The organism is Catalinimonas locisalis (assembly GCF_038039535.1).
Lineage (GTDB): Bacteria > Bacteroidota > Bacteroidia > Cytophagales > Cyclobacteriaceae > Catalinimonas.
Window position 1 is genome coordinate 600,072 of the sequence record NZ_JBBPHP010000001.1, and the last position, 12,203, is coordinate 612,274.

General features: G+C 45.0%; 8 protein-coding genes. 6 read left to right on the plus strand and 2 right to left on the minus strand.

Translation table 11 applies throughout. The annotated features are described in order from the left end of the window. Positions 1–152: 152 nt before the first annotated feature. On the plus strand, positions 153–1,220 hold the full coding sequence (locus WJR50_RS02490; RefSeq protein ID WP_341291634.1) for an SMP-30/gluconolactonase/LRE family protein: 1,068 nt from the start codon (positions 153–155) through the stop codon (positions 1,218–1,220). A gap of 42 nt (positions 1,221–1,262) precedes the next feature. After that, complete coding sequence (locus tag WJR50_RS02495) at positions 1,263–1,703, plus strand: universal stress protein (RefSeq protein ID WP_341291635.1); 441 nt, start codon at positions 1,263–1,265, stop codon at positions 1,701–1,703. 16 nt (positions 1,704–1,719) lie between these two features. Here the strand turns inward: WJR50_RS02495 and WJR50_RS02500 are convergent, their stop codons facing one another. Next, positions 1,720–2,313, minus strand: a complete 594-nt coding sequence (locus WJR50_RS02500) for a TetR/AcrR family transcriptional regulator (protein WP_341291636.1) — start codon at positions 2,311–2,313, stop codon at positions 1,720–1,722. A gap of 218 nt (positions 2,314–2,531) precedes the next feature. Here WJR50_RS02500 and WJR50_RS02505 point away from each other — a divergent pair, with 218 nt between their 5' ends. Together WJR50_RS02505 and WJR50_RS02510 are read left to right on the plus strand one after the other, a co-directional pair. Then, the gene (locus tag WJR50_RS02505) at positions 2,532–4,223 is read left to right on the plus strand and encodes a hypothetical protein (protein ID WP_341291637.1); all 1,692 of its coding nucleotides are present in this window, start codon (positions 2,532–2,534) and stop codon (positions 4,221–4,223) included. Between the two features lie 133 nt (positions 4,224–4,356). Next, a complete protein-coding gene (locus tag WJR50_RS02510) occupies positions 4,357–6,825 on the plus strand; it encodes an ABC transporter permease (RefSeq protein ID WP_341291638.1) in 2,469 nt (822 codons plus the stop codon). A gap of 34 nt (positions 6,826–6,859) precedes the next feature. Here WJR50_RS02510 and WJR50_RS02515 read toward each other — a convergent pair whose 3' ends face one another. Beyond that, entirely contained in the window at positions 6,860–9,109 is a 2,250-nt protein-coding gene (locus WJR50_RS02515) for a metallophosphoesterase family protein (RefSeq protein ID WP_341291639.1), read from the minus strand. 139 nt (positions 9,110–9,248) lie between these two features. Here WJR50_RS02515 and WJR50_RS02520 point away from each other — a divergent pair, with 139 nt between their 5' ends. Then, a complete protein-coding gene (locus WJR50_RS02520) occupies positions 9,249–10,754 on the plus strand; it encodes a xylulokinase (RefSeq protein WP_341291640.1) in 1,506 nt (501 codons plus the stop codon). Between the two features lie 50 nt (positions 10,755–10,804). After that, positions 10,805–12,136 carry a xylose isomerase gene (gene xylA / locus WJR50_RS02525; protein WP_341291641.1) on the plus strand — a complete coding sequence of 444 codons (1,332 nt, stop codon included), beginning with the start codon at positions 10,805–10,807 and terminating at the stop codon, positions 12,134–12,136. Positions 12,137–12,203: the final 67 nt, after the last annotated feature.

The window sequence follows — 12,203 nt, forward strand, 5'->3', positions numbered from 1 at the left end:
GGTGCAATGGTATTATAGTTTTTGGAGAGTAGTTAAGTTATACTTTCCAAATAACTATGATACTATAACACCATCACACCCTAACACTATAGAACTGCTATTTGCCTAAAAGCGAATTAAATGTAGCTTTACTAACAAATAACTTTAACGCTATGCAAAAATACACCAACCTACTTTTTGGATTTATGCTCTTCGCAGCCTGTAATTCTTCTACGCAGGAGCAATCTGCTACCCAGGAAAAAGAAGAAGAGGCACAAGCTGAAGCTACCAGCTATCAGACTACCGGTTCTATTGAACGTATTTCAGAAAAGCTGAATGAGGTCGTTCCCCCCGATGCCCAACTGGAAATACTGGCAGAAGGCTATGAGTGGACAGAAGGGCCGGTCTGGATTCCTCAGGGCAATTATCTGCTGTACTCAGATATTCCACCCAATAGTATTTTTAAGTGGAAAGAAGGAGAAGGGGCATCTCTCTACTTAAAACCTTCAGGCTTTACCGGAGAAAATTTTGAAGGAAGAGAACCGGGTTCTAATGGGCTTATACTGGATGATCAGGGAAGACTGGTGCTCTGTCAGCATGGTGATCGCCGCATTGCCCGCATGACTGCGCCTCTGGATGAACCTGCTCCTCAATTTGAAACTATAGTAGATAGCTATCAGGGCAAGCGGCTAAACAGTCCTAATGACCTGGCTTATCTGAGCAATGGCGATTTGTATTTCACCGATCCTCCCTATGGCCTGCCAGGGGGGGCAGATAGTGAAGCCAAAGAGCTTGATTTTCAGGGCGTATATCGTTATTCTGAAGATAATAATGAGCTGGTTTTACTTACCGATGAGCTAAGTCGCCCGAATGGGATCGGCTTTTCTCCGAATGGAGAAACTTTGTATGTAGCCAATTCTGATCCCGAACGCGCCATCTGGATGGCTTATGATGTGAATGAGGAAGGTAATATTGAGAATGGTAGGGTATTTTATGATGCCACAGATAAGACTGGCGATGAGCCTGGCTTGCCCGATGGTTTTGCAGTTCACAGCGGTGGTTATCTTTTTGCTACCGGTCCGGGTGGTGTATGGGTCTTTTCTCCTGAAGGGGAACACTTAGGCACTCTCAAGACCGGGCAGGCTACGGCCAACTGCACTTTCAATGCTGACGAATCTGTGCTTTATATCACTGCCGACATGTATCTGATGCGTATCGTGCTGAAAGGAGAAGCTTCGTAAACAAGAGAAGCGGTTGTGAGAATTACTAATATGCTTAACAAAATGAAAAACATACTGGTAGCCGTAGATTTTGACGAGAGAACTTTTGGCCTGGTAGACTATGCTGCCGAACTGGCCATAAAATTTGATGCCAAAATATGGATTGTACACATTGCAGCACCGGAGCCGGACTTTGTAGGCTATGATGTTGGTCCGCAGTATATCAGGGATAGCCGCGCTGATACTTTGAAAGCCGAACATAAAAATCTGAAGTTACTTACGGATAAATTGCATCAGCAGAGCATAGAGGCTGATGCACTACTTATTTCTGGCCCTACTGTACAGATGATTTTAGACGAAGCTAAAAAGTTGAAGGCTGACCTCATCATCACTGGTTCTCATGACCATAGCTTTCTCTACAATGCTTTTGTGGGCAGTGTTTCTTTAGAGCTTTTTAAAAAGTCTAAGATCCCCCTCCTGACAGTGCCTTTAGATGATGATTAAATATTAGGGGCAGTTTTTAGCTGAAGCGGTCTATCAGGTTTTGGAAAAGCCTGTTGATGGGATAAGAAGGTCCGTGCATCAGGTAAGCCATCGTAATGCCGCTACGCATGGCTTCAAACTGCTGCATCGTATCCGTAGCACTGAGGTAACCAAGCTGCTCAAAGAAGTGAATCAGGAATTTACGATGATCGTCAAAAGCACTGATCAGTTGCTGGGCAGTCTCCTTTTTGAGGTCGGGCTGGAAAATAAGCGAGTGGTACAACTGCCAGAATTCACGTTCCTCTACCAAAGACTGGCGAAATTTCCGGATGATCTGTTCCAGTTTTTTGGAGGCTGTCAGGCTGTTCTGGAGTTGAAGGTCATCAGTACTTAGTATTCCTGTGATCTTGTGTAGGCTAAAGTCTACAATAGCCTGTAGTAAGCCATCTTTGCTTCCGAAGTGATAAAATAGCAGCCCATGCGATATATTGCATGTTCGGGCAATAGTTGCCGCTGTGGTGGTGTGGAATCCATTTTTTGCAAATAACTGCATTGCAGTAAGCATGATTTTCTCTTTGCTAATCTCAGCCAGCGATTTCTCCGGGCTTGTTTGAAAAACGGAATCAGACATAAGCAGTTGTTTTATGACGGTCCAGAAGGCAATAAGTGGTTGAAAATAGATAATTAAGCTCTTACTTTCCGCGTAATTCTACCCACTAACATACACCTGCCAGATTCGGCGATAATGCCAATGCTGAGATTAAACAAAACTACGGTTGGCAGTGCGATTTCATTTTGTAAATTGAGGGATTGCATAAAAACAACCTAAAACCATCATTCCTCTTAGAAATGAGCACTAAAGTCCCCTTTTCAAGATGCTTCGCAGTATGTAAAATCCTTATGGGTAGCTTGGCTATCCTGAACTTTTCTGCCTGCCAACCGACCGAAAAAGATAGCACTTATGATTCACGGCTTTTTGAAAAAGCTGCTTCAAATGCTGAGCAGGCCCATGAGGGTTTTGTGCGAAGTGATGCTTACATGAGAGCCTGGCTTGAGCATGCTGACCCCCGGACTAAACTTATTCCCCGTAACCTTTACGATGACAGTACGATCTGGAATGGTAAAGATGCAGCGGCAGACAATTACCCTTTTATGGTACTTACCAGCTTTTTTACCGACCGGAATTCATATCAGGGGGTGATGCGAGAGATGCTGGAAAACGAAATGGAGCTTACTTCACGGGTAGCATCCATGCCGGATACCTACTCATTTGTAAAGCAGGACTTTGAAGATGAGGAAGTAGCCATGGAAAGAATACTTTTTGGTACTTCTGAGTACATCAAAGATGGTTTGTTGCCTCTTACGGAATGGCTGGGTACAAGCCCCTGGTCGGAGCGTATGGTCAATATGCTCAGTGATATGGATGAATATGTAGACGTAGCCGGAGGGTTTGGCGACGAATATTTCGGAAGTGCGCCTGAAGCTGAGGTAAATGGTGAGTTGCTACAGGTCTTATCGCGTGTCTACTGGATGACAGGAGAGCAAAAGTTTCTGGACTGGGCCATACAGATTGGCGACTATTACCTATTGGGCGAAAAATATCCTCTGACGGGTTTTGACTATCTTCGCCTGCGTGACCACGGCTGTGAGCTGATCTCCGGCTTGTGTGAGTTATACGTTACATTGCATTTTGCCGATCAGGAAAAGAAAGACGAATACCAGGAAAAGCTGCATCGTCTTTTGGATTATATCTTGGCACATGGCAGAAATGAAGACGGCTTATTTTATAATGCGATCAATCCTCAGAATGATGCGGTGGTGGATGCGCAGGCTGCCGACACCTGGGGCTATACCCTGAACGGATACTATGCTGTTTATATGATAGACAGTGTGAAAGCTTATAAAGAAGCAGTAGACAAAGTTTTTGCCCACCTGGGTAAGTACCAGAATTTTGACTGGGAAAGAGGAAGTGCTGATGGCTATGCCGATGCCATAGAAAGCGCACTTAATCTCTACAACAGAATTCCTGATGAACGAGCCGCAGATTGGATAGACAGTGAGGTCCAAGTGATGTGGGCGATGCAGGATTCCAGCCATCGGGAGGGTACAGAGCAATGGAAAGGCTCAGGCATTATAGAAGGCTGGCATGGAGATGGTAATTTTGCCCGTACCACCATCATGCATAATCTATGGAAATCTCAGGGAACTTATGTGCAGCCTTGGAGTAAAGAAGTTAAACTAGGTGCAGTGCAGCAAGGCGATACATTGTTCATTGCATTATCTTCATCGGTCCCTTGGGAAGGTAAACTTTATTTTGATCAGGCCCGCCACAGCACTTCCATGAACTTACCAATAGACTGGCCTCGTATCAACCAGTTTCCTGAATGGTTTACGGTTGATGCGGAGGATACTTATCAATGGATAGATGTGCAGGCAGAAACTTCTGAAGCGGTAGATGGAGAAAGTCTTCTGGAAGGAGTGCCTCTCAGCTTATCGGCTGGTGAGAAAAAGTTTTTGATAGTGGTCCCAACAACTGACTAATCTTTTAAGGAGACTCAATCCAATGCATTCCCTGAGAACCTGCTAGGAGTATTTTTTATCATATTCCCCCAAAATGGGGGAGCAAAAGATTGTGAAAAAATGAGCAATTTGGGAAGGAGAAAATGTATGTCATATGTTCTGGAATTATCTGAAGATCGCTTACCGCCATTTGGTAAATCATAAAGTATTTACACTGATCAATATACTGGGCTTGGGCATCGGTATGAGTTGCTGCCTTTTTATTTACCTTTTTGTACAGCATGAGCTGAGTTATGATACCTTTCATCTTAAAAAAGACCGCCTGTACAGAATTGTCTACCATGCCAATAATGACTATGATTATGCCCGTGTTCCTCCTCCCTTAGCACCTCTGGTGCAGGAAAATCTTTCGGGAGTAGAAGCTACTGCCCGGGCCTACGGACGAGATATGAGTGTGAGCGTTCCTGATCCTAACGGTATGAGTGAGCAGCAGGATTATGAGGAGACCAATGTGTTCATGGTAGACTCTACCTTTTTCCCGCTTTTTGATTTAGACTTTATAGCAGGCAGTGAGCAGGAAAATCTTGCCCTGGCGCAGCGGCTTATTCTTACTGAAACTCTGGCTGCAAAATACTATGGTGAGCAATGGCGACAGAATCCACCGATCGGTCGTACCATTATGGTAGAAGGTATTCATCCTTATCAGATTGCTGCGGTAGTCAGCGATTTCCCCGAAAACTCACACCTGGATTTTAGTATGCTGCTGCCTTATAATGATATGTTTGCGCTGATGGATGATGAAAGAAGGGAAGGCATGCGAGATAATTTATCCAAAAATTGGGTAATCTCTCACTCCCATGCTTATGTGCTTCTGGAAAAAGGAGCAGATCCGCAGGAAGTCAATCAGGGGATGGCACAGCTGTTGGAAACTTATGCTCCTGAGCCCTTGCGCGTAGGGCAGAGCTTTACTTTGCAGGCTGTACCGGATATTTATCTCAATCCTGATATTTATCTTAATCCCGGGCCGGTCAGTGACATTACCAATATCTACACTTTCACTGGCATAGCCCTGATTACTTTGCTGATCGCTTGCTTTAACTTCATCAATCTTTCCACAGCACAATCGCTTAAGCGGAGCAAAGAGGTGGGCATGCGGAAAGTACTGGGAGCCCGCAAACCACAGTTGTTTTTGCAGTTTTTGGGTGAATCTCTATTGATCAGCTTTTTTGCTTTGATACTAGCCGGCCTGATCATTGGCAGTACATTACCCGAATTCAACAGCCTTACCCAGAAGAGTTTTACCTTTGCTGATCTGACCCATACGCCTGTGCTGCTTATTTTCATCGGCGTATTCCTGCTGACTGGCTTACTGGGAGGAAGTTATCCGGCATTTTATACCACCAACATCCAATTGGCAAGTGTGCTGAAAAACAAAGCGCCCTTGAGAGCTAGCTTTCAGCGCTTTTCTCTGAGGCAGGTATTGGTATTGATACAGTTTACTATATCCATTGCTTTGATCGCCGGGACAGTGATCATTTATCAGCAGCTTCGCTACCTGCAAAACCAGTCCATGGGATTTCAGAAAGAGGCTATGCTAACCCTGCCTTTGTACAGTACCAACATGAACAATGTGTTTGGAGCAGGAGGTGTAGATATGCGACAGAAAATGAACTCCTTTGAAGAAAGGCTGCTGAGCGACGCGAATATTGAGGCTGTAACTCTTTCATCCGGAGCTCTGGGCACTACTGTGGTTGCCCGCCGGGTAGAACCGGAAGGATTAGAAACCGAAGGACGTTTGTTTGTACCAACCCTGGCGGTAGATTATGATTTTAGTGAAACCTATGGTCTGGAATTAGTTGCCGGTCGGGATTTTGACATAGAAGCAGGTTCTGATCATATAGATGCTTTTGTTGTCAACGAAACTAGCGTCAGAAACTTTGAGTGGGGTAGTCCGGAAGAAGCTTTGGGCAAGCAAATTGACCTGGAAGGAAAGCAGGGCAATGTGATCGGGGTTGTCAAAGACTTCCATTATACCTCATTGCACAGTGCTATTGGTTCTCTGATACTGGGAGTAGACGTTCCGCTTTTTAATACATTTACCATCAAAGTGAATAGTGAAAATCTGAGCGAAACGGTAGCTTATGTTGAAGACCAGTGGCAGGAATTTTTTCCTCATAAGGCTTTTGAGTACGATTTTCTGGACGAGCAACTGGAACGAGCCTATCAGGCAGAAGACCGGTTGGGTGATATTATCGCTATTTTCGCCCTTCTTGCCATATTTGTATCCTGTCTCGGCTCTTACGGTCTGGCTTTACTGCTGGCTAAGCAGAAAGAAAAAGAAATCAGCATCCGCAAAGTTTTGGGTGCGGAGATCGCTCAAATTCTGGGCATGCTTACCAGAGGGTACTTTACGTTGATATTGCTGGCGAGTCTCCTGGCCGTGCCTCTGGCATACTGGGGTATGACCCACTGGCTGGAAAATTTTGCTTACCGCACCGAAATGAGTTGGTGGCTCTTTGGCATCGCCATACTGATGGTACTCATTCTGGCTGCCATCACCATTAGCTACCAGACCATCAAAGCGGCAGTGGCCAACCCTGTGCATGCGCTCAAGGATGAGTAGTTTACAACATAAGCCGGAGAAAATTGAACAGCACTTAAGATGTTCTGTCTTCCGGACCCATTTTCTTGGTGGTAAAAGTATACCTGTGTTCACCAGCGATGTGGGTGAAGGGCATGTATTTACCCAGCCACCACACGCTATCGTCTGGCATCAGGTCTACTGTCATGTTCCCGACTTTGCTAATCAGTTGAGGGGGAGCATTTTTTTCTAGTTGAAGGTCGTCAAAATAGATGCTAAACGGATAATCATGTCCATCATTGATAGTCCACACACCTAAATTAATTACAATCCGGTCGGCTTGGAGATCTGCAAACTTTTGCCCGTTCTGTTGCTCAAAGTCCCGGGCGATATTAAGGTTAGCCTGATGCCATTGATCAGAATCGCTATCCAGTTTGAGATGGATGGAATCTGTCAATTCTTTTTCCTCTTTGCTTTCCATACCTGTGTAAGCTGTTCCTGTCCAGTAAAGCAGGCTCATCCGTTTGAAAGACCGGGCAAAGGCTTCTACCCATACAAAGGCGCCGCACCAGCCTTGCAAGTCGCTATTTTTGCTATCCACCTTATATCTCAACTTAAGTAGAGGAGACTGATTCGCTTGCCATTGTACTGCCTGACAAATCCGGTTGATAGTCTGGGGCAGGCGGTCTTGCCCGGGGATATCGTAGCCTCTTTTGCGACTATGCAGATAGAGAGCATGAAAACCACTGTTGTTATACAAAGGGCGGACTTCGCAAATATTAGAGGGGTTAAGATCCTCTGTGTAGACAAAGCGGGGCGTCCAGCCTGTGAGTCCTTGCTCAAAACCTCCATTGGTTAAGCTAGGCTGGGCAGATAGTTGCCATTTGTTGGTGAGCCAGAGGGCATATTTTTCTTCGTCAAACTCAGGCAAAGCTTCCGGGTAGGGAAATTCTTCTTCGGTTACCGTCTTAAATTTCACTTTGGCTTCCTTGCCTTTAACCTCTACAATAGCTACGCCCTGACAAGGGCCTCCGGCAAAATCTTCCTCTCCAAAAGCCCGCGGACGATAGCCCGCCGCAGGCAGATTGATCATCTTCATCCCCTTATAGGTCACTGCTGTTTTAAAAGAAGCTTTGATAGGAATATGCACATGCCCACTGAAAATGTAATGCACATTTCCATGGTTAGCCAATATATCCAGCAAAGTGCGTTTAACCGTCACTGATTCAGCATAATTGATTAGCGGATTGATACCGATAGGATGGCTGGGCACGTGTTGAAAAAAGAAGGTAGGACTGTCTTTGTTTTTTTCCAGGTCTCTTTCCAGCCAGTCAAAATAATGCGGATGAGTCTCCCAGAAATTAGGGCGGAGCGGATCAGGCCAGACAATAAAGTGCCATTCACCCAGGTCAAATGAATAGAGCATTAGTTCCATCCCGTTCATAGCCTTTTGCGCAGCAAAGTAGTTGCTAAAAGCTTCCATATTATAGCCGGGTGTAAATACAGATTGGTAGCGGGTCTCATGGTTGCCAATGGCGTAGAGAACGGGCGTTTTTAGCTTGCTAAAGAACTCCTGCATCTGCACAAAATTTGCCATCTGCCCCTGGCTGTCCACGATATCACCTAGTACCAGGGCAAACTGTGGTTGACTGCTTAGCTCATTGACCCGCTCTACACAATCTTCCACCCAGGCATTGTGTATTTTCATCCGGGTGGGATGATTGCCTTCCTCTTTGGGGTCTCCGCCCTGAGGGTCTGCCATAATTACGAAGCTAAAATTACTATCTGCCTCATCTCCACCTACATCTTTCAGGTTAATGGTTCCTATTTCTTTGTCCAGCAGTAGGTTAGCAGTAGTTTTACTGTCATTAATATTTGCGTTAATTTCATTTTGCTTTACAAGCTCAGCCAGTGTAAAGCTGAACTCCTGTATACCTTCTATAAGAATTGTACTACTTTCCTGCGCATCTTTGAGCCATAATACTATCACGTCAGTTTGCATCATGCTGGCAGAAGAGCTAAAGCTTTGGTTTTCAGAAGAGAAATCATCTTCTCCCGGCTCAAAAAAGTACGATTTGATTCTGTCAACTTTGGCTCCTTTTACTTTTACTCTACCCTCAAGATTACTAAACTTATTTTCATCGTTTGCGCTGAATGCAAGTCGTACAGCTATCTCTTCTTCCTTCGTTATCGCGTCTTGAAGGGTATTTACAGATGGATAATGGCAGGGAGTAAGGGAGAAAGTATTTTTGTACAAGCCTTCACGAGCCAACAATAAAGAAGAGCTGCCAGCGCCAAGGTTCTTGATAAAATTTCTTCTTTTCATAACTTGAGATAAGGTTCTGGGTTCACCTATGTTCACAAAACACAGGGAAGCTTATTCATCTAAACTACATAATTCTCAGATTTTTTTAATAATCTTGTAAAGATTGTAATTTAGACAACTGACCTTACTTTTTGAGTTTATGACTGATAGTTCTGAAGGCTTTTTGCTAGGATATGATTTAGGAAGCTCTTCCATCAAAGCGAGTTTGGTGAGCGTTGCGGATGGAGAAGTGTTGGCGAGTGCTACTTCGCCTCAACAGGAAATGGCTATGGCTGCTCCTCAGGAGGGCTGGGCTGAACAAGATCCGGAAATGTGGTGGGAACACATGATTAAGGCTACCCAAGCCCTAAAAGCCAAACATGGAGCCGCACTGGCACAGGTAAAAGCCATTGGCATTTCTTACCAGATGCATGGGTTGGTGCTGATTGATAAAGCGCTTAAAGTGCTTCGTCCTTCTATTATCTGGTGTGATAGCCGGGCGGTGTCTATCGGCCGTCAGGCATTTGAAGCCTTGGGAGAAGAGTACAGTCTGGGGCACCTGCTTAACAGCCCTGGTAATTTTACCGCCTCCAAGATAAAGTGGGTAAAGGAAAATGAACCGGACGTTTACGCCCGTATCCATAAGATGATGCTCCCCGGAGATTATGCTGCTATGAAGCTGACCGGAGAAATTTGTACTACAGTATCAGGGCTTTCCGAGGGTATCATGTGGGATTTTCGCGAGCAATCTCTTGCCTCAAAGCTGCTTGAGCATTATGGTATCAATCCTGACTTTATTCCTGAAGTAGTGCCTACCTTTGCCGAGCAGGGTAAGGTAACTGCTGATGTGGCTGAACAATTAGGACTTCCTGTAGGGATTCCGGTCGCATACAGAGCAGGAGACCAGCCGAATAATGCGTTATCCCTCAATGTGCTGGAGCCAGGAGAAGTGGCTACCACTGCCGGAACATCAGGGGTGATTTATGGGGTCAGTGATCAGCTGGATTATGATCCACAGTCCAGAGTGAATACTTTTGCCCATGTAAACTATAGCAGGGAGCATCCCCGCTACGGAATACTGGCTTGTGTGAACGGAACCGGAATCCAGAACAGCTGGCTGAAAAATAATATGGTAGGAAACAATGCTGATTATGAAGCCATGAACCTGCTGGCTGCACAGGCACCCATAGGTTCTGCCGGAGTAACAATTTTGCCTTTTGGCAATGGGGCGGAGCGTACACTAGCTAATGCGGATATAGATGCGCACATCCATGGATTAAAATTTAACACCCACAGCCAAAGCCATATACTACGGGCTGCTCAGGAAGGAATCGTTTTCGCCCTGAAATACAGTTTTGATATTATGCAGGGCATGGGCATGCAGATCAAAAAAGTGAAAGCTGGCCGTGCCAATATGTTTCTCAGTCCGATCTTTCGTGAGGCTTTTGCCAATATTACCGGAGCAGAAGTAGAACTATACAATACAGACGGTGCTGCCGGGGCAGCAAGAGGGGCTGGTGTAGGAGCCGGGGTATACACTGACTTTAAGGCTGCTTTTACTGGTCTGAAACAAGTAGGAGAAGCCGCTCCTGAGCCAGATAAACAGTCTGCCTATCAGGAAGCATATGAACGTTGGTATACTTTGCTTCAGCAACATCTGGCATAGTCACGATGCTGAATTAAATATATTTTAAACTTAACATACAAGACACAACCATGACAAAGGGAGTACAGACATCCGAATTTTTTCCAGAGATTGGTAAAATCAACTATGAAGGCAGAGAGTCTGATCATATTTTTTCATATAAGTTTTATGATGAAGACCGTGTAGTAGGTAACAAAACCATGAAAGAGCATCTGCGCTTTGCAGTGGCTTACTGGCATAGCTTCTGCAACGAAAACAGTGATCCTTTTGGCTCAGGCACACGTGATTTCCCCTGGAATACGAGCAAAGACCCAATGGATAATGCCAAATACAAACTGGAAGCTGCTTTTGAGTTTTTTACCAAACTTGGAGTGCCTTATTACTGCTTCCATGATGTAGACATTGCCCCCGAAGGAGATACAGTAGCCAAATCTGAGAAGAATCTTCAGGAGATTGTAAAGATGGCCAAAGATTACCAAAAATCTACCGGCGTTAAACTACTTTGGGGTACGGCAAACCTGTTCTCTAACCCTCGCTACATGAACGGAGCTTCTACCAATCCTGATTTTGAAGTGGTATGCCATGCCGGAGCACAGGTAAAAGCAGCCTTAGAGGCTACCGTTGAACTAGGTGGTGAAAACTACGTATTCTGGGGTGGCCGGGAAGGATATGCCGCCCTGATCAATACCAATATGAAGCGTGAACTGGATCACATGGGGCATTTTCTGCGTATGGCCCGTGACTACGGTCGTAAAATCGGCTTCAAAGGAAATTATCTTATTGAACCCAAGCCAGCAGAACCTTCCAAACATCAGTATGACTTTGACTCAGCCACTGTCATCGGCTTTTTGAGAAGCCAGGGATTGGCCGATGATTTTAAAATCAATGTGGAGCAAAACCATGCGATTCTGGCAGGGCACTCTTTTGCACATGACCTGCAAACTGCTTCTGACGCCGGTATGCTGGGTAGTATTGATGCCAATATGGGAGATGTGCAGAATGGTTGGGATACCGATTACTTTCCTACCGACCTCTATGACAGTATCCATGCTATGATGATTGTTTTACAACAGGGCGGAATAGCTCCCGGAGGGCTTAACTTTGACGCTAAAGTACGCCGTACCTCTTCAGATTTGGAAGACCTGTTCATTGCCCATATTGCAGGAATGGATACCTTTGCCCGTGGTTTGTTGATCGCACATGACATTATGGAAAATTCTAATTTCCTGAAGATGAAAAAAGAGCGCTATGCCTCTTTTGATTCAGGAAAGGGTGCAGAATACGAAGCAGGCAAACTTAAGCTGGAAGATCTGCGTAACCTGGCTGAGCAGAATGGCGAGCCTAAGAAAACCAGCGGTAAAATTGAGCTTTACGAAACGATCATCAACAATTATATCAAGTAAATAAAGGTCACGTATCATTGTAATCAATATTACAGAATACTCCTGAAGTTTATAATCTCAGGTGTAT